This window comes from Rhizobium sp. 768_B6_N1_8 (genome assembly GCF_051811225.1).
Taxonomy (GTDB): domain Bacteria; phylum Pseudomonadota; class Alphaproteobacteria; order Rhizobiales; family Rhizobiaceae; genus Rhizobium.
This window is the reverse complement of the sequence record NZ_JBPWPV010000001.1, coordinates 3,938,194-3,959,696: the sequence shown is the minus strand read 5'-3', so window position 1 is coordinate 3,959,696 and position 21,503 is coordinate 3,938,194. Positions and strand designations below refer to the sequence as shown.

Here is a 21,503-nt window from a genome sequence, read left to right as displayed (position 1 = left end):
AAGTCTCAGTGATGCGGATGCACGCACTTGCCGTGGTCGGCGAGCACCTCGATGACCCGGCACTGATCGACGCGGCCATGGCCGCAGCCCTCGACCATCTGCTCCAGTTCCGCCTTCAGGGCATTGAGGCTGCGGATGCGCTGTTCGACGTCGATCAGGCGGGCCTTGGCGATGGCATCGGCGGATGCGCAGGACTGGTGAGGGTCGTCCTGCAGCTGCAGCAATGTGCGGATTGCATCGATCTCGAAGCCGAGTTCGCGGGCGTGGCGGATGAAGGCGAGGCGGTTGAGGTCTGATGGTTCGTAGGAGCGCTGATTGCCCTCGCTACGGCTTGGAGCAGACAACAAGCCGATGCCCTCATAATAGCGGATCGTCGGCACCTTGACGCCGCTCTGGCGGGCGGCTTCACCGATGGTGATCTTTTTCATGATTTTCCTCTTGCACCTCTAGTCGCTAGAGGATGTAGGAACGATACTGCTTACTAGCAAGGATCGAAATCATGAGCGAAGCAGCACAGGCACGGTACCGGGTTGGCGGAATGGATTGCGCCGCCTGCGCAACGAAAATCGATACCGCCGTCAGACGCGTGCCCGGCGTCGAAGACGTCTCCGTGTCGGTGACAGCAGGCACGATGACGGTGCGCCACGATGGCAGCAGCGATCTCAAAGCGATCGAGAAGAGGGTGACCGGCCTCGGCTATTCGGTTGCTCCGCTCACCGGCAAGGCTCCTGCTCGCGAGAGCAAGACCGGTCATGACCATGCGCATCACGACCACGATCATGGGCACGACCATGGCCACGATCACGATCACGATGGGCATGAGCATCATGATCACGACCATCACGATCATGACCACGAAGGCCATGCTCACGATCATGCCGGTCACGATCATTCGCACAGCGCCGAGGAGGTCGAGGGGCTGCACGGCCATGATCATGGGCCGATCACCGGTCCCTGGTGGCAGAGCAAGAAAGGCCGGTTGACGATCCTTTCCGGCCTCGCACTCGTTGCCGCCTACGTGCTCGGCCATCTGGTGCCGTCGATTGCCCCCTATGCTTTCATCGTTGCCATGCTGGTCGGGCTGGTGCCGATTGCCCGCCGCGCGGTCATGGCCGCCCTTTCCGGCACGCCCTTTTCGATCGAGATGCTGATGACGATTGCCGCTGTCGGCGCTGTCATCATCAATGCGGGGGAAGAGGCGGCGACGGTCGTCTTCCTGTTCCTCGTCGGCGAATTGCTGGAAGGCGTGGCTGCCGGCAAGGCGCGCGCCAGCATCCAGTCGCTGACGACGCTGGTGCCTAAGAATGCGCTGCTCGAGACGGGCGGCGAGGTGAAGGAAGTGCCAGCTGAGACGCTTTCCGTCGGCTCCGTCATTCTCGTGCGTCCGGGAGACCGGATTTCCGCCGACGGGACAATTGTTTCCGGCGAAAGCGCTATCGATGAGGCGCCGGTGACGGGCGAAAGCACGCCGGTTCGCAAGGGCGCAGGCGAGATGGTCTTCGCCGGCACGGTCAATGGCGATGCGGCGCTGCGCGTCCGTGTCACGGCCGCTGCCGAGGACAATACGATTGCCCGCGTCGTCAAGCTGGTGGAGGAAGCCCAGGAATCGAAGGCGCCGACGGAGCGCTTCATCGATCGCTTCTCCCGCTATTATACGCCTGGTGTCGTCGTCGTGGCGGCTCTGGTCGCCGTTTTGCCGCCGTTGCTGATGGGCGGGGCATGGGGCGAATGGGTCTACAAGGGTCTCGCAATCCTGCTGATCGGCTGCCCCTGCGCGCTGGTCATTTCCACACCGGCGGCGATTGCCGCGTCGCTTTCGGCGGGCGCGCGCCGCGGTCTGCTGATGAAGGGCGGGGCGGTTCTGGAATCGCTCGGCAAGGTGACGGCCGTTGCCTTCGACAAGACCGGTACGCTGACCGAAGGCAAACCACAGGTCACCGATATAATTTCTTACGGACGCACCGAGGCAGAGGTACTTTCGCGCGCTGCCGTTCTGGAGCAAGGCTCCAGCCATCCGCTGGCGCTGGCAATTCTCAATCGCGCCAAGGCTGATGGAGTACCCGTGCCGCCGGCTTTCGAAGTCGAAGCGCTTCCCGGCAAGGGCATGACCGGCAAGGTGGGTGGGGAGACGCTCGATCTCCTGTCGCCGCCGGCTGCGCGCGAGCGCGGGGCGCTGAATGCGGAGCAGGACGAACAGGTCGCGGTGCTGAACGGCGCGGGCAAGAGCGTCTCGGTGCTGCTCGTCAATGGTGTCGCCGCCGGTCTCATCGCCATGCGCGACGAACCTCGTGAAGACGCAAAGAGCGGGCTTGCGACGCTGAAGGCAGCTGGCGTGCGCGCCATCATGCTGACCGGCGACAACAAGCGCACGGCGGCAGCCGTTGCCGGCGATCTCGGCATCGACTGGCGCGGCGAACTCCTGCCGCAGGACAAGCAGCGCATTGTTGGCGAACTGAAGAAGGAAGGTCTGTTCGTCGCCAAGGTGGGTGACGGCATTAATGACGCGCCGGCACTTGCCGCTGCCGATGTCGGCATCGCCATGGGCGGCGGCACCGACGTGGCGCTGGAGACGGCGGATGCGGCTGTGCTGCATGGGCGTGTCGGCGACGTAGCCCGGATGATCGACCTTTCGAAGCGGACGATGCGCAATATCTTTCAGAACATCACCATCGCGCTCGGGCTGAAGGCCGTGTTCCTGGTTACCACCATCATCGGCATCACCGGCCTGTGGCCGGCGATCCTCGCCGATACGGGTGCGACCGTGCTGGTGACGATGAATGCACTTCGGCTTCTTCAGATAAAGACATAAAGATTTCTTTATATCATATTGACGTTGCGATGCGGCGGGTGCATGCTTGCCGGATCGTTGGTTCTTGGGATCTGTTGATCCCAAGCTAAGAGGGAATTCGGTGCGGCCATCGCCAAGACCGAAGCTGCCCCCGCAACTGTAAGCGGATAGACACCGTCCTTCGACGTCACTGGGAAGACGCCCGGGAAGACTGGACGATGTCGATGACCCGCAAGCCAGGAGACCTGCCGCGATAGATAACGTCCACGGGCGGGGTGTCCCGGTGTGCCGCTTGCGCGAGACGGCATTCCCATGGCCGTATCTCGTCGATGCGTTGCGCCGCAGCCTTGCCCATAACCTTCGGGGTAAGGAAAATGACTATCAAGACTGCAAATCTCGGCTTTCCCAGGATCGGAAAGCATCGCGAACTCAAATTCGCACTGGAGAGCTACTGGGCCGGCAAATCCGATGCCGGCGCGCTTCTCGATGTCGCGAAGCGGCTGCGGGCGGAAAACTGGCTCCTGCAGAAGCAGAAGGGGATCGACGTCATCCCCTCGAACGATTTCTCGCTTTACGACCATGTGCTCGACACGGCGGTCATGGTCGGCGCCATTCCCGCCGCCTATGGCTGGAAGGGCGGGCAAGTTTCTCTCGACACCTATTTCGCGATGGCGCGCGGCTCCACCGGCGAAGAGGCGCATGTCGATTGCGGCCATCAGCACCATCACGGGCATGGCGCGCCGGCGCTCGAAATGACGAAATGGTTCGACACGAACTACCACTACATGGTGCCGGAACTCGGCCCCGATCAGACCTTTGCCCTGACGGCGAACAAGCCACTTGATGCCTTCGTCGAGGCCAAGACACTTGGCATCCATACCCGGCCGGTCATCCTCGGTCCGGTTACCTTCCTGAAACTCGCCAAGGGAAGCGAAGAAGGTTTTGCGCCGATTGACCTGCTTGCACGCTTGTTGCCTGTTTATACAAAAGTACTGGCAGAACTTCGTGCAGCCGGTGTCGACTGGGTGCAGATCGACGAACCTTGCTTCGTGCTCGATCTTTCACAGGAAGAGCAGGCAGCACTGCAGCATACCTATCGTGCGCTGCATGAATTGGTGCCCGACCTGAAGATCATGGTCGCCACCTATTTCGGCGCGATCGGCGACAATCTGCCGACGGCGCTCTCGCTCCCGGTTGCCGGCCTGCATGTCGATCTCGTTCGCGCTCCACAGCAGATCGATGCCCTTTTCAAGGCACCCAGCGATCTGACATTTTCGCTTGGCGTCATCGACGGGCGCAATATCTGGAAGGCAGACCTTGCGGCGATCCGGGAGAGGATCGAGCCGCTTGTCCAGCACTTTGGTGCGGACCGGCTACAGATCGCGCCGTCCTGCTCGCTGCTGCACGTGCCGATCGATCTGGAACTGGAGAGCGGGCTGGATGGTGAGCTGAAATCATGGCTCGCCTTCGCTGCCCAGAAGCTTGAGGAGATCGCAGCGCTCGGCGATGCCGGCAAGGCCTCCCAGGTGATTGCGGCAGCCTCGCAGGCCGTTGCATCGCGCGCCGCATCTACGCGCGTACATGATCTGAAGGTCAGACAGCGGGTTGCCGCGATCGACGAGGCGATGAAGACACGCAGCAGCGATTTTGCCGAGCGGACCGGACTGCAGGAGCGTAAGCTTCGCCTGCCGCTGTTCCCGACGACGACGATCGGCTCCTTCCCGCAGACATCAGATGTTCGAAAGTCCCGCTCCGCTTTCACCAAGGGCACGATCAGCGAGGCGGATTATGATGCCTTTCTGAAAAAGGAGACCGAAGCGGCGATCCGCTGGCAGGAGGAAATCGGCCTCGACGTGCTTGTCCACGGCGAATTCGAACGCAATGACATGGTGCAGTATTTCGGTGAGCAGCTTTCCGGCTTCGCCTTCACTCAACATGCCTGGGTGCAGAGCTATGGCTCCCGTTACGTCCGACCGCCTGTTATCTTCGGGGACGTCTCCCGGCCGAAGCCGATGACAGTCGAGTGGTGGCGCTATGCGCAGTCGCTGACGGAGAAGCCCGTGAAGGGCATGCTGACCGGGCCGGTGACGATCCTCAACTGGTCCTTCGTGCGCGACGATCTCTCTCGCGCCGACGTCAGCCGGCAGATCGCGCTGGCGATCCGCGACGAGGTGCTCGATCTCGAAAGGGCCGGTGCGGCAATGATCCAGATCGACGAGGCGGCGCTGCGCGAGGGCCTGCCGCTGCGCAAGGCCGACTGGAAGACCTATCTCGACTGGGCCGTCGAGAGTTTCCGCCTATGCGCCTCCGGCGTGGCGGACGAAACGCAGATCCATACGCATATGTGCTATTCGGAGTTCAACCAGATCATCGATGCCATCGCGGCGATGGATGCCGATGTGATCTCCATCGAGACGTCACGTTCGAAGATGGAACTGCTGGAGGCCTTCCGTAGCTACAAATATCCGAACGAGATCGGCCCCGGCGTCTACGACATCCATTCGCCGCGCGTTCCTGATGTCGAGGAGATGACGGAGCTCCTGACGCTGGCGCGCGAGCGTCTGACGGACGGGCAGCTCTGGATCAATCCGGATTGCGGATTGAAGACGCGCAGGTGGGAAGAGGTTCGCCCGGCGCTCGTCAACATGGTCGCTGCCGCCCGAATATTACGACATGCCGCATCGACGATTCGGGCCTGAACCTGGAGTCGAAAATCAGAGAGCCGGCTATAGGCCGGCTCTCTTCATTGGGGCCTTCTCCACAGCCTACTTTCTTTAAGCATTCGTTAACCACGTTTTTCACAGGAATGTAGCAATTTCAAATATGCCGTAACGCGACGCACAAACCATCCGTTGACGCCAACTCCGATTCGAGTACTATATCTAGTGTTCAAGGTTCCTTCGATTCGCTAGGGATCGCAGGCTAAGACGGGAATACGGTGCGGTTTGCCATGATGGCAAAACAAGGCCGGAGCTGCCCCCGCAACTGTAAGCGGCGAGCAACTGTCCGATTTCAGGTCACTGAGGCATGACGCTTTGGGAAGGCTGGGGGCAGGGTGCTTCGACCCGCGAGCCAGGAGACCTGCCTTGAACGAAACGTCCACGGGCGGGGTGTCCGGAAGGTCGCGTATATGTGAGGCGGATCAAATCCGCACCTGTTGCGCTGCCCCCGGAAGTCCGCATGAGCACTTCGGGGTTGAAGTCATGTCGAGAGCATCAAAGCCGCCGCCCGCGCAAATCCCGCGAGGGATCGAATCCGGCGTGTAAAACGCCAACTTTGCCAGATCAATATCGAGCGTTACCCCGGACGCCGCAAGGCGCCCGATCCTAGTTCTGCGTCCGGAATCCATTGACATCACGAGGAACATGATGAGCGTTACCGTTTACAGCAAGCCTGCCTGCGTTCAGTGCACCGCCACATATCGCGCCCTCGACCGCCTGGGCGTCGACTATCAGATCATCGATATCTCCGAGGATGCCGACGCGCTCGATCGCGTTCGCGGCATGGGCTACATGCAGGTTCCGGTCGTCGTTGCCGGCGAGAACCACTGGGCGGGCTTCCGTCCCGATATGATCAGCGCGCTCTCCTGATCGGAGAAGAGCGGTGGGCCTGATCGTCTATTATTCCAGCCGGTCTGAGAATACCCATCGTTTCGTCGAGAAGCTGGGACTGCGCGCGGCGCGCATTCCCGTAGGCGTTGAGGACATCCACATTCGCGAACCCTATGTGCTGATCTCGCCCACCTATTGCGGGGATGGCGGCCCCGGGATCGTAAAGGGAGCCGTGCCCAAGCAGGTGATCCGTTTCCTCAACGATGCGGAAAACCGCTCCAACATCCGTGGCGTCATTGCTGCGGGCAACAGCAATTTCGGCGAGACCTATGGGCTTGCCGGCGACGTGATCTCGCAGAAATGCCAGGTGCCTTACCTCTACCGGTTCGAGCTTCTGGGGACTGCCGAGGATGTCGCCAATGTCAAAGACGGGATGGGACGATTTTGGACACAGGAACAAATTTGAAGCGAGATGCGGGCGCAAAACCGCTAAAGGCAGCGGACGCGCTGGATTATCACGCGCTGAACGCGATGCTGAACCTCTATGACGAGCAGGGCAAGATCCAGCTCGACAAGGACCGCATGGCGGCCAAGCAGTATTTCCTGCAGCACGTGAACCAGAACACGGTGTTCTTCCATAATCTCCGGGAGAAGCTCGATTATCTGGTGACCGAAGGCTATTACGAGCAGGAAGTGCTCGACCAGTATTCCTTCAACTTCGTCCGCGACCTGTTCGACGAGGCCTATGCCAAGAAGTTCCGTTTCCCGACTTTCCTCGGCGCCTTCAAATATTACACCAGCTACACGCTGAAGACCTTCGACGGAAAGCGCTATCTGGAGCGCTATGAAGATCGCATCTGCATGGTGGCGTTGGCACTTGCCGAAGGCAATGAGCAGCTTGCCCGTGATCTGGTCGAAGAGATCATCACCGGCCGCTTCCAGCCGGCAACGCCGACTTTCCTCAATGCCGGCAAGAAGCAGCGCGGCGAGCTCGTCTCGTGCTTTCTGCTGCGTGTCGAAGACAATATGGAATCGATCGGCCGCTCCATCAATTCGGCGCTGCAGCTTTCCAAGCGCGGCGGTGGCGTGGCGCTATCGCTGACGAACATCCGCGAGGCTGGCGCGCCAATCAAGCAGATCGAAAACCAGTCTTCCGGCATCATCCCCGTCATGAAGCTGCTCGAAGACTCGTTCTCCTATGCCAACCAGCTCGGTGCTCGGCAGGGTGCGGGTGCCGTTTATCTCAACGCCCATCACCCTGACATCATGCGCTTCCTTGATACCAAGCGCGAAAATGCTGACGAGAAGATCCGTATCAAGACGCTGTCGCTCGGCGTCGTCGTGCCCGACATCACTTTCGAGCTCGCCAAGAACAATGAGGATATGTACCTCTTCTCGCCCTACGACGTGGAACGGGTCTATGGCGTGCCCTTCACCGAGATATCGGTGACGGAGAAGTATCGCGAGATGGTGGCGGATGCCCGTATCACCAAGAAGAAGATCAAGGCGCGCGAATTCTTCCAGGTGATTGCCGAAATCCAGTTCGAGAGCGGTTATCCCTACATCATGTTCGAAGACACGGTGAACCGGGCAAACCCGATCGCCGGCCGCATCAGCATGAGCAATCTCTGCTCTGAAATCCTGCAGGTCAGCGAAGCGAGCACCTTCAACGACGACCTTTCCTACAAGGTGATGGGCAAGGATATCTCGTGCAATCTCGGCTCGCTGAATATCGCCATGGCTATGGATTCGGCCGATTTTGGCAAGACGATCGAGACCTCGATCCGCGCGCTGACGGCCGTTTCTGACATGAGCCACATCTCATCCGTACCTTCGATCGAGAAGGGCAATGACGACAGCCACGCGATCGGCCTTGGCCAGATGAACCTGCATGGATACCTCGCCCGCGAGCGCATCCATTACGGTTCGGAAGAGGGCGTCGATTTCACCAATATCTATTTCTACACGGTGACCTATCACGCGCTGCGCGCCTCCAACCGTCTGGCGGTCGAGCGTGGTGCGGGCTTCAAGGGCTTCGAGAATTCGAAATATGCCTCTGGCGAATATTTCGACAAATATACCGAGCAGGGATGGAAGCCGGCGACCGAGAAGGTTCAGGCGCTTTTCGACGGTGCCGGCATTCATATCCCGACGCAGGAAGACTGGCTGGAGCTGAAGAAGGCCGTGATGGCCTCCGGCCTCTATAACCAGAACCTGCAGGCGGTGCCGCCGACGGGCTCGATTTCCTATATCAACCACTCGACTTCCTCGATCCATCCGATCGTCTCGAAGATCGAGATCCGCAAGGAAGGCAAGATCGGCCGCGTCTATTATCCGGCGCCGTTCATGACCAACGACAATCTCGACTACTATCAGGATGCCTACGAGATCGGGCCAGACAAGATCATCGATACCTATGCTGCGGCTACCCAACATGTCGATCAGGGCCTGTCGCTGACGCTGTTCTTCCGCGACACGGCAACGACGCGCGACATCAACCGCGCCCAGATCTATGCCTGGAAGAAGGGCATCAAGACGATCTACTACATCCGCCTTCGCCAGATGGCGCTGTCCGGCACCGAGGTGCAGGGCTGCGTATCCTGCACGCTTTAAACGACCGGAGATAATGATGAACATGCAATTCAAACCGGTCAGCCGCGTGCGCGCCATCAACTGGAACCGTATCGAGGACGACAAGGATCTCGAAGTCTGGAACCGTCTGACCGGCAATTTCTGGCTGCCGGAAAAGGTGCCGCTGTCGAACGACATTCCCTCCTGGGGGACACTGACGCCGGCCGAGCAGCAGCTGACGATCCGCGTCTTCACCGGGCTGACTCTGCTCGATACGATCCAGAACGGTGTCGGCTCGGTGAAGCTGATGGCCGATGCGGCAACGCCGCATGAGGAAGCGGTGCTCTCCAACATCTCCTTCATGGAGGCGGTGCATGCGCGCTCCTATTCCTCGATCTTCTCGACGCTCTGCCTGACGCCCGATGTCGACGATGCCTATCGCTGGTCTGAAGAGAACGAATTCCTGCAGAAGAAGTCGGCGCTGATCATGGAGCATTATGCTTCCGGCGATCCCCTGAAGAAGAAGGTTGCGAGCGTCTTCCTCGAAAGCTTCCTCTTCTATTCCGGCTTCTATCTGCCGATGTACTGGTCGAGCCGCGCCAAGCTCACCAACACGGCCGACATGATCCGCCTCATCATCCGCGACGAGGCCGTGCACGGCTATTATATCGGCTACAAGTTCCAGCGCGGACTTGAAAAGCTTTCCGGAGAGCGACGCCAGGAGATCAAGGATTTTGCCTTCGACCTGCTGCTCGAGCTCTACGACAACGAAGCGAAATATACCGAAGCGCTCTATGACGGCGTCGGGCTGACCGAGGACGTCAAGAAGTTCCTGCATTACAACGCCAACAAGGCGCTGATGAACCTCGGCTATGAGGCGCTGTTCCCGGCTGACGCCTGCAAGGTCAATCCGGCGATCCTGTCTGCGCTTTCGCCGAATGCCGATGAGAACCATGACTTCTTCTCGGGCTCCGGCTCCTCCTATGTCATCGGCAAGGCGGTGGCGACCGAGGACGAAGACTGGGATTTCTGAGGTTTATCTTTACGAAGCCTCTTATCATTCGGTCCGCTATCGCCCACATTCAGCGCGGTGTATTCGTTGAATGTGGCGTAGCGGGAGTTTTTTATGAGGCCCTCTTTCGAAGCGACTGATCCGGCAAGTGAAGCTGCCGAAGGCGTCTGGCCAATCCGCAGGCGCCGAATTCTCGATTGGCTGATCAACGAGACCCGCAACGAGCGTTTCATCGACAATATCCTGGTGGAGATGTGCAAGCGGCTGCTGGCAGCCGGCGTGCCGGTGAACCGGTCGAGCTTGCATTTCCGCACGAACCATCCGCAATGGATCGGCGCTCGCATCCTGTGGGTGGAAGGCATGGAAGAGGCAAAGATCGACACCTTTGCTTACGGGGTGGAAACCACGCCGCAATTCCTCAATAGCCCGGTCAACGAGATCCACAAAGGCGCCAACGAGGTGCGGAAGAACCTTGAGGATTTATGGGAGGGCGACGACTATCCCTTCTACCAGGAACTGCGCGACGACGGCTATTCCGAATATATCGCCTGGCCGATCGATCATACGTTCGACAAGCGCCACGTCGTTACGTTCTCCACCAATAGGCCAGGCGGTTTTACCGGCGAACACGTGGATTTCCTGCGCGATCTGCTGCCGGCTCTCACTCTCGTCAGCGAGATCCGGCTCAAGAACATCATGGCGCGCACGCTGCTGCAGACTTATGTCGGGCCGCATGCGAGCGAACAGATTCTCTCCGGCGTCATCACCCGCGGCAGCGGCACGACCGTCGGCGCGGCGATCATGATCTGCGACCTGCGCGATTTCACGGCGATCTCCGATCTCTGGCCGCGCGATGACGTGATCCAGTTGCTCAACGACTATTTCGATGCCATGTCCGATCCGATCGAGCGGCATGGAGGCGAAATCCTGAAATTCATGGGTGACGGACTGCTTGCTATCTTCCCGCTGTCGAAGCCTTCGGCCTGCGAGGATCTGCTGACGGCGATCCGTGAAGGGCAGGAGGCGATGGCGAAACTGAATGAGCAACATCAGCGTTTGGGACGTGATCCGCTGCGCTACGGCGTCGGCGTCCACGTCGGCGACGTCATGTACGGCAATATCGGTTCGCGTCGGCGGCTGGATTTCACCGTCATCGGCCCAGCAGTCAACGTCGCCTCGCGGCTTGAAACCTTGACCAAGGAGGTCAAGCGGCCGGTGCTTCTGTCGCGCGCTTTCGTTGAGATGGCGACCTGCACTGAAGAGATGGACAATCTCGGCACCTTTCCGCTGCGCGGGCTCGGAGAGCCGGTCGACGTCTTTGCCTTCCGCGAGAAGCCGATAAACGGTCGTGACGCGGCTTAGGCTTAGGCCACCGGAAAATTGATCTGCGGTGGCAGGAGCAGGCTCTGGCTCTCCGCTGCCGGATTGCTGATGCGCTGGAGAAGCATCTGGCCGAGATGTTCGCCTGCCTCGACCAGATCCTCGTAGATGGTTTCGATCTTCGGCTGAAGATGCGTGAGGAGATGTGACGTCTCCTTAGCAACGATATCATAGTCCTCCGCCAGGACGTGGCCCGCATCGCCCATGGCACTGACAAGCGCCAGCGCGGAAACCTCGCCCGGGCAGACAAAGCCATCGGGAACATCGGGGGCTGCGGCGCGGGCGCGGAAGAAATCCCTGATCTCGTTGGCCGGTGAATCGAGCGTGACCGCTTCCGATATCTCGTAGGCGACGCCTGCCTCGCGCACGGCGGTCATGAAGCCATGAAGGATGTGCTGGCTGAAGGTCAGCCGCTTCGGCGGCATGATGACCGTAACCTTCTTCCTGCCCTTGGCGATCAGGCGCCGCGTGGCTTCATAGGCGAAAGCATAATTGTCGTAATCGACGTAGGGATGCGGCGTCGAAAATTCGGTGCGCCCGTGGGACACGAAGGGAAAGCCGACCTCCTGCAGCATCCGCACCCTCGCATCGAAGGGTTCCGTCCGCGTGAAGATCAGGCCGTCTGCGAAATTGTTGCGGACGATATATTCTGCCGCTTCGAGATCCGTCGTCGACAGGAAGTTCGGGGCGACGACGAGGTGATAGGATGTCTCTTTCAGCACCTTGGCGATGCCGTACATAATGGCCGTGCCGAAGCCGACCACTTCCTGATGCGGGTCGAGAAGAATGCTGATGACGTTGGTGCGGCCTGTCTTGAGGCGCTGGGCGGCGCGGTCCGGCAGGTAGCCGATCTCGCGGGCAATGCGATGGACGCGCTCGCGAGTCTCAACTGATATTTGCGGCGCGTCGCTGAGTGCGCGCGAAACCGTCGTCACCGCAAGACCGGTCAATGTCGCGATGGTACGCAAGGTCGGCTTGCCGCGCTTTTGCGCACCATCCGGATTTTCACCGCGTTGCAGTTGGGACGATTCGGTCACTGGGGACATTCCGTGCTGGATCGCGGCTACAATAACACGATGAAACCGGCACGCAATCAATCAATGCAAACGATTTAAATTTTTACAGTTTCTTAGGCGATCAGAAAAAAGGCAAATAAAATCAATATTTATCGGACTAATCATATTTTTCTCGGGAGTCGAGGAAGGACTTGACGTGACCGCGTTTATAACGTTTTAAATTGTTAACCGCGCTGGGAGGTGCGGTGTAGTGTGGTGTTTAGCCGCCCTCACGGCGGAAGACATCGTGGCGGCCGAGGTGGGTCTCGCCGCCACTTACGAACGGGAGGATATTCATGCGCAAGTTTTTGAGCTCGGCAGCTCTTGCTGTCGTGATGATGGCTGGTTTCGGCAGCGCTCACGCGGCTGACGTCAAGGAAGTTCAGATGCTGCACTGGTGGACATCAGGCGGTGAAGCCGCGGCGCTTAACGTGCTGAAGCAGGACCTTTCTAAGGAAGGCTTTGCCTGGAAGGACGTGCCGGTTGCCGGTGGTGGCGGCGACCCCGCCATGGTCGCGCTGAAGGCGATGGTGGCTGCCGGTAATCCGCCGACCGCCTCGCAGATGCTCGGCTATACCGTGCTGGACTATGCCGCAGCCGGCACGATGGGCGACATCACCGACATCGCCGTCAAGGAAGGCTGGGACAAGGCGGTTCCTGCCGCCCTGCAGAAGTTCACCGTTTATGATGGCAAATGGGTGGCGGTGCCGGTCAATGTCCACTCGGTCAACTGGCTGTGGATCAACAAGGCCGTCATGGACAAGATCGGCGGCACCGAGCCGAAGACCTTCGACGACCTGATTGCGTTGCTCGACAAAGCCAAGGCGGCCGGCGTCATTCCGCTCGCCCTTGGCGGTGAGAACTGGCAGGAAGCAACCATGTTCGACTCGGTCGTGCTGTCGACCGGCGGGCCTGAATTCTACAAGAAGGCGATGAACGATCTCGACGAGGAGTCGCTGAAGTCCGACACGATGAAGAAGTCGTTCGATAGTCTGGGCAAGCTGATCACCTATGTCGACCCGAATTTTTCCGGTCGTCAGTGGAATCAAGCGACCGGCATGGTCATCAAGGGTGATGCACTAGTGCAGGTGATGGGTGACTGGGCCAAGGGCGAATTCAAGGCTGCCAACATGGCCGCCGGCACCGATTTCCTGTGCTACCGCTTCCCCGGCACCGACGGCAGCGTCGTCTACAATTCCGATATGTTCGGCATGTTCAACGTATCTGACGACCGCAAGGCAGCACAGGCAGCACTTGCCACCGCCACCTTGTCGAAAAGTTTCCAGTCGGCCTTCAACGTCGTCAAGGGCTCGGTTCCGGCGCGTACCGACGTTCCGGACACCGACTTCGATGCTTGCGGTAAGAAGGGCATAGCCGATCTTGCCGCTGCCAACGAGAAGGGCACCCTGTTTGGCTCGCTCGCCCAGGGCTATGGCGCGCCTCCGGCGATCGCCAACGCCTATAAGGATGTAGTGACCAAGTTCGTCCATGGCCAGATCAAGACGTCCGACCAGGCCGTCGAAGAACTCGTCAAGGCAATTGACGACGCTCGCTAATATTCCACCGACCAAGGCTTTCCCGCACTCTTGCGGGGAAGCCACAGCCCCTGCGGTGCGGGGAGGAGATGACCACATGAGTACAGTTGCGACCACGGATCCGGTCCTGACGTCGAAGTCTTCAACCCGCTCGTCTATTCGCGGCCGGCTGCAGGACGCTCTGCCGAAGATCGTATTGGCGCCGAGTTTCTTGATCACCGTGATCTTCGTCTATGGCTTCATCGTCTGGACGGCCTATCTCTCCTTCACCAATTCCAAGACCTTTCCATCCTATGCAATCACGGGCGCGCGTGCCTATCAGCGCCTCTGGCGCTGGACCTTCGAGAGCGATCCGCCGTCCTCGTGGTACACGTCGATCACCAATATGGGGATCTTCGGTTTCCTCTATATCTTCATCTGCCTCGGGCTCGGGCTGCTGTTGGCGATCCTTCTCGACCAGAAGATTCGCGGCGAAGGCGTGCTGCGGCCGATCTTTCTCTATCCTATGGCGCTGTCCTTCATCGTGACCGGTGTTGCCTGGAAATGGTTCCTCGATCCGGGCCTCGGCCTGGAGCAGACGCTGCATCATCTCGGCTGGACGAGCTTTCACTTCGATTGGATCAAGAACAAGGACTTCGTCATCTACACCGTCGTCATCGCCGGTGTCTGGCAGGCTTCCGGCTTCGTCATGGCGATGTTCCTCGCGGGCTTGCGGGGCATCGACGGTGAGATCATGAAAGCGGCGCAGATCGATGGCGCCACACCGTTCCAGCTCTACCGGCGCATCGTCATTCCGCTGCTGCGGCCGATCTTCCTCTCCGCCTTCATCGTGCTCGCCCATATGGCGATCAAGTCCTACGACCTCGTGGTGGCGCTGACCTCCGGCGGGCCCGGTGGCTCGGCGTGGCTGCCTTCCAATTTCATGTATGAATACACGTTTAAGCGGAATGAAATGGCTGTCGGTTCTGCAAGCGCCATCATCATGCTGATGACCATCTCGGCGATCATCGTTCCCTATCTCTATTCCGAACTGAAGGAGAAGGCGCGATGAGCAGCGTGACCTCTTCCGATATCGCGCGCACGCATGGCGGCAATGGCGGCCGCTGGATTGGCCGCGTCATCATCTACGGCCTGCTGCTGATCTTCGCCGTTCTCTACCTGATGCCGCTCTTCGTCATGCTCACCACCTCGTTCAAGACCATGGACGAGATCCAGAACGGAAATATGCTGGCGCTGCCGCAGTCACCGACGCTTGATCCCTGGCTCAAGGCCTGGGGGGAGACCTGCGTCGGTCTTACCTGTGCCGGCATCAAGGGCTATTTCTGGAACTCGATCAAGATGGTCGTGCCGGCTGTCGCGATCTCGACCGTTCTCGGCGCGCTCAACGGTTATGTGCTGACCAAGTGGCGGTTTCCCGGCGATACGCTGGTTTTCGGCCTGATGCTGTTTGCCTGCTTCATTCCGTTCCAGTCGGTGCTGCTGCCGATGGCGACCATTCTCGGCGCACTCGGCCGCTTCGGCATGACGCTTCAGAACGCGACCGGTTTCAGCTTCGGCTTCGGCAATCCGACGGTCAACCTGGTTTTCGTGCATGTCGTCTACGGTCTCGGCTTCACGACACTGTTCTTCCGCAATTTCTATGAGGCCTTTCCGACGGAACTTGTGAAGGCCGCGCAGGTCGATGGCGCGAGCTTCTTTCAGATCTTTCGCCGTATCATGCTGCCGAATTCGCTGCCGATAATCGTGGTGACGGTCATCTACCAGTTCACTAATATCTGGAACGACTTCCTCTTCGCCTCGGCCTATGCCGGTACGGGTGACTCCATGCCGATGACGGTGGCGCTCAACAACGTCGTCAATACCTCGACCGGCGTGGTCGAATATAATGTCAACATGGCTGCGGCGATGATCGCGGCCGTTCCTACGCTCATCGTCTATATCCTCGCCGGCCGCTATTTCGTGCGTGGTCTGATGGCGGGCGCCGTCAAAGGGTGATCCATGGCTTTCCTTGAAATTTCCGGTCTCAAAAAGCGCTTCGGCGCCGTCGACATTCTCAAGGGGATCGACCTGGAACTCGAAAAGGGTGGCTTCCTGGTGCTGGTCGGCCCGTCCGGCTGTGGCAAGTCCACGCTGCTCAACACCATCGCCGGGCTGGAAGCGATCACTTCGGGTGAGATCCGCATCGATGGCCGCTCCATCAACGGTTTGCACCCGTCCAAGCGCGATATCGCCATGGTATTCCAGAGCTACGCGCTCTATCCGAACATGACCGTGGCCGGCAATATCGCCTTCGGCATGGAAATTCGCGGTGTGCCGAAGGATGAGCGCGAGAAGGCGATCAAGCAGGTCTCCGACATGCTGCAGATCGGCCATCTCCTGGATCGAAAGCCTTCGCAGCTTTCCGGTGGCCAGCGGCAGCGCGTGGCAATGGGCCGCGCGCTGGTGCGCAATCCGCAAGTGTTCCTGTTCGACGAGCCGCTCTCCAACCTGGATGCGAAGCTGCGCGTTGATATGCGCACGGAAATCAAGCGCCTGCACCAGCGCATGGGAACGACGATCGTCTACGTCACTCATGACCAGATCGAGGCGATGACGCTGGCGACGAAGATCGCGGTGCTGAAGGACGGCGTGCTGCAGCAGTTCGGTACGCCGGCGGAAATCTACAACAGCCCGGCCAATGTCTTCGTAGCAGACTTCATGGGCTCGCCGGCGATGAACCTGCTCAACGCGACCGTCGAAAACGGCGACGGCGGCTTGCAGGTCTCGCTGGAGCGGCCCAATGCCGAGCCGTTGAAGCTACCGGTCAATTCGGGCAGTAACAGCCTTACCGGCTACGCGGGCAAGCAGGTGATCTTCGGCATTCGTCCCGAAGCATTGACGGACCCTGACGGGGCCGACCGCAAGGCGAAGTCGGTCGTTCATGGCGACTGCGCTATCGAAGTCGTGGAACCGGCCGGTTCGGATACGTTTGCCGTCACCAAGCTCGGCGGCAAGTCGGTGGTGGCGCGCCTTGGAGCGGATACCGGCATTCTGCCTGGTCAGAACACCCGCCTTGCCTTCAATCTCGACAAGGCGGTGTTCTTCGATCCTGCCAGCCAGCTCAGGATCGCGTAGAGCAATTCCAGCAAAAGTGTGCAGCGGTTTTGCGTCCCGAATTGCGTGAAAGCAAAAAGGCAGAGCATTTCCGTAATTCGAAGAAAAACGGAAATGCTCTGTCGGCCGTCAGACGGCCGCCACCGAAAGCGTTACCGGTGCGAAGTGGCTCGATGTCGCTTCGACCGTGATTTCGCCTGTCAAGCCGGTTGCTTCCAGCCAGAAGCCCGTCGTGCCGCCCTGGAGCGGTACGGTCGTCGGACCGACAATCTTGGCAGGGCCTTTGACCGTCAGCGTTACAGCATCGTTCAGGAAGGGCAGGCGCTGGCCGCGCTGGTCGAGCGCGCGGATAATGACACGGGTCGTGTCGCGTTCGCGGGCCTTCAGCGTGGTGCTGTCGGGCGCGACTTCCAGTGCGGTCGGCAGCGGATCGGCTGCCAGCGTCAGTCTGGCCACGGGCTCTCCGTCGATGAAGCCGGTGAATTCACCGTCGATCCATTCCAGACCCCAGCGGCCGAGTTCATCCTGGGTGAAATGGCGATGGTCGAGCACGACGGGTGGATGCGGCAGGTGCGGATAGTTCTCGCGATCCGGACCGATGCGCTTGGTCAGCGAGCCGTATTTCAGCTCAACCTCGTCACAGTTGGTCAGGATGATCAGCGGCAGCACACCGCCGATGCTGCGTTCGCCGCGCGCCCAGAACGTGACCGGCTTCATGATGATTTCATCTGAGGGGTCGCACTGGCTGGCATAGGCGTATGCCGCGAATTTCGGTTCGCGGAACATGTCCATGACGCCGTGATAGCAGATGCGGTCGCCGGAGCCGAAATCCTTGTGGGTATTGTAGTCGAACATGCACCAGCCGATCGCGCCCGAAATATCGGGGTCGCCGTAAGCAGCGTTCAGCACTTCCAGGTGGCGGCGCACATGCTCGGCCTGGCGCTGCTCGGCATCATGCATCTTGGTCGGATGCATGTGGCCGTTGAATTCGGTGATGATGTAGGGGACCTTGTAGGAGAGGCCGGTATTTTCTTGCTGGCCGCGCAGCGCCGTGCGCGGGCGGTTGGCACCCGGCAGTTCCTCATTGCCCAGGATGAAGTCGTTCATCGTATAGACGTCTTCCAGAAGCTCGCTTTCGGTCAGGTAGCGAACGCCGCCAGTCTGGCGCGTGGAATCGAGCTCATGGGCCAGCCGGTTGGTCGCAGTATAGAAGTCGTGGCTGTCGAGCGACTCGTTGATGCGCACGCCCCAGATGATGATCGAGGGGTGATTCCAGTCGCGCTCGATCATGCGGCGAACGTTTTCGACGGACTCTCTCTGCCAATCGAGATCGCCGATATGCTGCCAGCCGGGGATTTCTTCAAAGACGAGCAGGCCGATGCGGTCACACTGGTCGAGGAACCATTTCGACTGCGGATAGTGCGAAGTGCGCACGATATTGCACTTCAGCACCTTTTTCATGATGTCGGCGTCACGCTCCTGTGCGGAGCGGCCGGCTGCATAACCGATATAAGGGTAGGCCTGATGGCGGTTGAGGCCCTGAAGCTTCACGGACCGGCCATTGAGCAGGAAGCCTTCCGGCGTGAATTTGGCGGTGCGGAAGCCGAAATGGGCGGATGCCCTGTCCGAGCCATGTTCGGTTCTGAGATCAACGACAACTTCGTAGAGCGCCGGGTTTGACAGGTCCCACAGTTCGATGCCCGTCAGTCCGCCGAACGAGAGCGTCGTCACGGAGCCGATCGTTTCACCGGCAGCACTTGCGAGCACGATACCATCGGCACCCTTCAGCGAGGCCGTAACGGTCGCGGCATAGGTCAGGCTCTGCGGATTGGCGACATCAACGCGGACCGTGGCCGACTTCATGTCGGACAGAACGTCATGTGTCTCGATCTTGAGATTGCGGATGGAGACTTTGTCGGTGACCTTCAGCCAGACGTCGCGATAGACGCCAGCATAGGTGAGGTAGTCGATGCGACCGCCGAAGGGCGGGATGGCGGGGTTCTCGCTGCCGTCGATCTTGACCGTGATCAGGTTCTCGCCCTTGACGAGTTTGCCGGTCAGGCGGGCTTCGAAGGGCGTATAGCCGTCCTTATGGGCAATGATCTCTTCGCCGTTCAGGTAAACGACGCTGTCGGCCATGGCACCATCGAAGAGGATGGAGACTTCACGGCCTTCGAATTCCGGCAGCCAGCGCAGCACCTTCTGATAGGTGAAGGCGCGCTGATAGCGTTTCTCGTCGAAATAGTTGAACGGCAGCTCGACAGCCGTATGCGGCAGGCTGACCATATGGTCGCCGTCGAAAGCCTCGGTCAGGCGCTGGCCAAAGCCTTCGTGGAAGCTCCAGGATTCGTTGAGGGAAACGACGGAACGCATCTCAGGCTCCCCGGCAAGCGGCAGGGGAGGGGCGGCGCCTGGCCGCGGCGCGTGAAAGGGTGATCATCGATATTCCTCCTCGATGCGAATGACTGGAGTCGCCCCTCAGGCGGTTGAACCCCAGCGGGGTGTGCAGGCAAGCGTAATGCTGTGCGGGCCTTCATCGCCGGCCTCATGGCGTTCGATCACCTCGACGACCGCGTCCATGAAGGCCACGTGGTCGAGGCTCAGCGTCGTCAGGTCGTTGCAGTCCCAGGCGGCCATGGCAATGCCATCCTGGCCGACGATGGCGATATCCTCAGGCGTATTCTTTCCAAGCACGCGGCGGGCGGCATCGCGCGCGCCGATCGCCATCACGTCGTTGCCGCAGATGATGGCATCGACCTTGGAACGGTGCAGCAAGAGAACGGCCTCCTTGAAGCCGGAATCGTAGGAATAATCGCCGAAGGCTTCCGCTTCGAAGGCAAGGCCGTGACGCGCCAGAGCGTCGGCAAACCACTTGCGGCGTAGCTTGTCGATCCAGCTCGACTTGGTGCCGGAGAGATAGGCGAAGCGCCGTTTTCCGTCGCCGACGATCTTGTCGATGATCTCGCCAGCGCCGACCGCGCCATCGATGCGGATGTTGGAGACATCCTCGTTTTCCAGCGGCTCGAAGGAAACGATAATCGGCTTCGTCGTGTGGAAGATGTCGACGGCGTCCTGCATGGACACCATGTCTGAGAAGATGACGACGTGATCCACCTGGTAGGTCGAGGCAAGCCGCATGAGCTGCAGCCGATCCGAATGATCGGCGCAGCAGAGAATGATGGGCAGGAGCTGGCGGGCCTGCAGGCGATGGACGAGAAGCTGCTGCTCCTCGGCCTCGCAGGGGTTGCCGATGGCGTTGACGACGAGCGCGACGAGGCGCGAACGCTGGTTGTTGAGGGAACGGGCGATCGCGTTCGGCTGATAGCCATATTCACGGGCGACGGCGAGGATGCGGTCACGCGTGGCGCTGCCGATCCTCGAATCCGGCGAAAAGGCCCTCGATATCGTTGCCGAGGAGACGCCGGCGAGTTTCGCCAGTTCCTTCGAGGTGATCCGCCGTCTGTTCGTTCCGCTCATCGTCTTGCGCCTATGCGGTGATCCTGACGGGTACGCCGTCGGCCGCTGCCGATTCCTTGATTGCATCCCAGAGCCTAGCGAATCTGAGACCCATTTCAACGGAGCCGGAGTTTTCCATCGTTCCGGCGCGGATGGCGAGGAAATTCTTCATGGGATTGCCGAGAATCTCGGCCTCTTCACGCGGTTCGCTGGTGCGCCCTATGCTGATTTCACGCCAGCCGCCCCAGGCGTCGATGCGCACGATCGCCTTCGAATAGAAGAAGGTGATGTAGGAGGCGCAGCCGGGAGGGCCTTCACCGGCGGCCGTCAGCGTCGCCAGCGCGCCGTTCTTCAGCCGGGCGGAGACGGCGGTGGCGATATCTACCTTTTTGCCGTGGTTGTTCATATAGGCGGAGACGCTGTCGAAATCGGAATTGGCGAGCAGGCAGACGGTGTTCATCATGTGCGCGCCGGTATCGAACATGAAGCCGCCGCCGGAGATTTCGGGCTGCTGCTTCCAGTGCCCGTCATAGTTCGAAGACCAGCTTTCCCAGATCATTCCGGAGATGGCGATCAGTTCACCGAATTCGCCTGACAGAGCGCGTTTGCGGGTGTCGAGCACTAGTGGTGAGAGGCCGCCCTGGAAGGCGGTGACGATTGTCACGCCGCACTTCTTCTGTGCCGCGATCAGCGTCTCGGCCTCGGCGACCGTGGTCACCATCGGCTTTTCAAGGAAGAGATCGAGGCCGGCTTCGGCAACGGCCGTTGCCTGCTCGGCATGGGAAGCGTGCGGGGTCGAGACATAGATGATGTCGAGTTCGTCGCGGCATTTTGTGAGCAGATCCCGGTAATCGGCGAAGCCCTTCGGCTCCGGCGCGCCGGCCGCCGTGCAGACGTCAATCAGGCGCTTGCGGGAGGCTTCGCTGGTGTCGGCGAGTGCTGCGAATTCAATTTCCGGCATCCTTGCCCAGCTCTCTGCATATTCAGCCGCTTTCAAGCCGGCGCCGATGACGCCGAGGCGCAATTTCTGAGACATCGAAATCCTCCCTGATATCGTTGTGC

16 protein-coding genes and 2 riboswitches are annotated in these 21,503 nt (G+C 60.0%); of the genes, 11 read left to right on the top strand and 5 right to left on the bottom strand.

The window, feature by feature from the left end:
* Positions 1 to 5 precede the first annotated feature (5 nt).
* Positions 6 to 428, bottom strand: a complete 423-nt coding sequence (locus AB8B33_RS20220; RefSeq protein WP_113325416.1) for a MerR family transcriptional regulator — start codon at positions 426 to 428, stop codon at positions 6 to 8.
* Between the two features lie 71 nt (positions 429 to 499).
* Between AB8B33_RS20220 and AB8B33_RS20215 the strand changes: the two genes are divergently transcribed.
* The 7 genes from AB8B33_RS20215 to AB8B33_RS20185 all read left to right on the top strand — a co-directional run bounded on the left by AB8B33_RS20215 (position 500) and on the right by AB8B33_RS20185 (position 11,284).
* Positions 500 to 2,809 (top strand): heavy metal translocating P-type ATPase, encoded by a 2,310-nt coding sequence (locus AB8B33_RS20215; RefSeq protein WP_439016680.1) that lies wholly within the window; start codon positions 500 to 502, stop codon positions 2,807 to 2,809.
* A gap of 40 nt (positions 2,810 to 2,849) precedes the next feature.
* Positions 2,850 to 3,055, top strand: a riboswitch (cobalamin riboswitch).
* Positions 3,056 to 3,162: 107 nt separating this feature from the next.
* A complete protein-coding gene (metE, locus tag AB8B33_RS20210; RefSeq protein WP_439016679.1) occupies positions 3,163 to 5,487 on the top strand; it encodes a 5-methyltetrahydropteroyltriglutamate--homocysteine S-methyltransferase in 2,325 nt (774 codons plus the stop codon).
* Positions 5,488 to 5,663: 176 nt separating this feature from the next.
* A riboswitch (cobalamin riboswitch) is annotated at positions 5,664 to 5,891 on the top strand.
* Between the two features lie 265 nt (positions 5,892 to 6,156).
* On the top strand, positions 6,157 to 6,378 hold the full coding sequence (gene nrdH, locus AB8B33_RS20205) for a glutaredoxin-like protein NrdH (RefSeq protein ID WP_007820342.1): 222 nt from the start codon (positions 6,157 to 6,159) through the stop codon (positions 6,376 to 6,378).
* 13 nt (positions 6,379 to 6,391) lie between these two features.
* Positions 6,392 to 6,805, top strand: a complete 414-nt coding sequence (gene nrdI, locus AB8B33_RS20200; RefSeq protein ID WP_439016678.1) for a class Ib ribonucleoside-diphosphate reductase assembly flavoprotein NrdI — start codon at positions 6,392 to 6,394, stop codon at positions 6,803 to 6,805.
* Positions 6,784 to 8,952 carry a class 1b ribonucleoside-diphosphate reductase subunit alpha gene (gene nrdE, locus AB8B33_RS20195; protein WP_439016677.1) on the top strand — a complete coding sequence of 723 codons (2,169 nt, stop codon included), beginning with the start codon at positions 6,784 to 6,786 and terminating at the stop codon, positions 8,950 to 8,952. The genes nrdI and nrdE overlap by 22 nt, the downstream gene beginning before the upstream one ends.
* Positions 8,953 to 8,968: 16 nt before the next feature.
* Positions 8,969 to 9,943, top strand: a complete 975-nt coding sequence (gene nrdF / locus AB8B33_RS20190; protein ID WP_439016676.1) for a class 1b ribonucleoside-diphosphate reductase subunit beta — start codon at positions 8,969 to 8,971, stop codon at positions 9,941 to 9,943.
* 93 nt (positions 9,944 to 10,036) lie between these two features.
* Positions 10,037 to 11,284 carry an adenylate/guanylate cyclase domain-containing protein gene (locus AB8B33_RS20185; RefSeq protein WP_113325408.1) on the top strand — a complete coding sequence of 416 codons (1,248 nt, stop codon included), beginning with the start codon at positions 10,037 to 10,039 and terminating at the stop codon, positions 11,282 to 11,284.
* 2 nt (positions 11,285 to 11,286) lie between these two features.
* Here AB8B33_RS20185 and AB8B33_RS20180 read toward each other — a convergent pair whose 3' ends face one another.
* On the bottom strand, positions 11,287 to 12,339 hold the full coding sequence (locus AB8B33_RS20180) for a LacI family transcriptional regulator (RefSeq protein ID WP_113325407.1): 1,053 nt from the start codon (positions 12,337 to 12,339) through the stop codon (positions 11,287 to 11,289).
* A gap of 314 nt (positions 12,340 to 12,653) precedes the next feature.
* On the opposite strand from AB8B33_RS20180, the gene AB8B33_RS20175 reads away from it, so the two are divergent.
* The 4 genes from AB8B33_RS20175 to AB8B33_RS20160 all read left to right on the top strand — a co-directional run bounded on the left by AB8B33_RS20175 (position 12,654) and on the right by AB8B33_RS20160 (position 17,006).
* Positions 12,654 to 13,913, top strand: a complete 1,260-nt coding sequence (locus AB8B33_RS20175; RefSeq protein ID WP_439016674.1) for an ABC transporter substrate-binding protein — start codon at positions 12,654 to 12,656, stop codon at positions 13,911 to 13,913.
* A 76-nt stretch (positions 13,914 to 13,989) separates the two neighbouring features.
* Positions 13,990 to 14,943 carry a carbohydrate ABC transporter permease gene (locus AB8B33_RS20170; protein ID WP_439016673.1) on the top strand — a complete coding sequence of 318 codons (954 nt, stop codon included), beginning with the start codon at positions 13,990 to 13,992 and terminating at the stop codon, positions 14,941 to 14,943.
* Positions 14,940 to 15,887, top strand: a complete 948-nt coding sequence (locus AB8B33_RS20165; RefSeq protein WP_439016672.1) for a carbohydrate ABC transporter permease — start codon at positions 14,940 to 14,942, stop codon at positions 15,885 to 15,887. The genes AB8B33_RS20170 and AB8B33_RS20165 overlap by 4 nt, the downstream gene beginning before the upstream one ends.
* A 3-nt stretch (positions 15,888 to 15,890) precedes the next feature.
* Positions 15,891 to 17,006, top strand: a complete 1,116-nt coding sequence (locus tag AB8B33_RS20160; protein ID WP_439016671.1) for an ABC transporter ATP-binding protein — start codon at positions 15,891 to 15,893, stop codon at positions 17,004 to 17,006.
* Positions 17,007 to 17,114: 108 nt separating this feature from the next.
* On the opposite strand, the gene AB8B33_RS20155 is transcribed toward AB8B33_RS20160, so the two are convergent.
* The 3 genes from AB8B33_RS20155 to AB8B33_RS20145 all read right to left on the bottom strand — a co-directional run bounded on the left by AB8B33_RS20155 (position 17,115) and on the right by AB8B33_RS20145 (position 21,477).
* A complete protein-coding gene (locus tag AB8B33_RS20155; protein WP_439016670.1) occupies positions 17,115 to 19,358 on the bottom strand; it encodes a glycoside hydrolase family 2 protein in 2,244 nt (747 codons plus the stop codon).
* A 105-nt stretch (positions 19,359 to 19,463) separates the two neighbouring features.
* Entirely contained in the window at positions 19,464 to 20,462 is a 999-nt protein-coding gene (locus AB8B33_RS20150) for a LacI family DNA-binding transcriptional regulator (protein ID WP_007820370.1), read from the bottom strand.
* A gap of 10 nt (positions 20,463 to 20,472) precedes the next feature.
* Entirely contained in the window at positions 20,473 to 21,477 is a 1,005-nt protein-coding gene (locus AB8B33_RS20145; RefSeq protein ID WP_439016669.1) for a Gfo/Idh/MocA family protein, read from the bottom strand.
* Positions 21,478 to 21,503: the final 26 nt, after the last annotated feature.

Coding starts and splice junctions, on each gene's coding strand:
- AB8B33_RS20220 (WP_113325416.1), bottom strand. CDS start 428: ATGAAAAAGATCACCATCGGTGAAGCCGCCCGCCAGAGCGGCGTCAAG.
- AB8B33_RS20215 (WP_439016680.1), top strand. CDS start 500: ATGAGCGAAGCAGCACAGGCACGGTACCGGGTTGGCGGAATGGATTGC.
- metE (WP_439016679.1), top strand. CDS start 3,163: ATGACTATCAAGACTGCAAATCTCGGCTTTCCCAGGATCGGAAAGCAT.
- nrdH (WP_007820342.1), top strand. CDS start 6,157: ATGAGCGTTACCGTTTACAGCAAGCCTGCCTGCGTTCAGTGCACCGCC.
- nrdF (WP_439016676.1), top strand. CDS start 8,969: ATGAACATGCAATTCAAACCGGTCAGCCGCGTGCGCGCCATCAACTGG.
- AB8B33_RS20185 (WP_113325408.1), top strand. CDS start 10,037: ATGAGGCCCTCTTTCGAAGCGACTGATCCGGCAAGTGAAGCTGCCGAA.
- AB8B33_RS20175 (WP_439016674.1), top strand. CDS start 12,654: ATGCGCAAGTTTTTGAGCTCGGCAGCTCTTGCTGTCGTGATGATGGCT.
- AB8B33_RS20170 (WP_439016673.1), top strand. CDS start 13,990: ATGAGTACAGTTGCGACCACGGATCCGGTCCTGACGTCGAAGTCTTCA.
- AB8B33_RS20165 (WP_439016672.1), top strand. CDS start 14,940: ATGAGCAGCGTGACCTCTTCCGATATCGCGCGCACGCATGGCGGCAAT.
- AB8B33_RS20160 (WP_439016671.1), top strand. CDS start 15,891: ATGGCTTTCCTTGAAATTTCCGGTCTCAAAAAGCGCTTCGGCGCCGTC.
- AB8B33_RS20155 (WP_439016670.1), bottom strand. CDS start 19,358: ATGCGTTCCGTCGTTTCCCTCAACGAATCCTGGAGCTTCCACGAAGGC.
- AB8B33_RS20150 (WP_007820370.1), bottom strand. CDS start 20,462: ATGAGCGGAACGAACAGACGGCGGATCACCTCGAAGGAACTGGCGAAA.
- AB8B33_RS20145 (WP_439016669.1), bottom strand. CDS start 21,477: ATGTCTCAGAAATTGCGCCTCGGCGTCATCGGCGCCGGCTTGAAAGCG.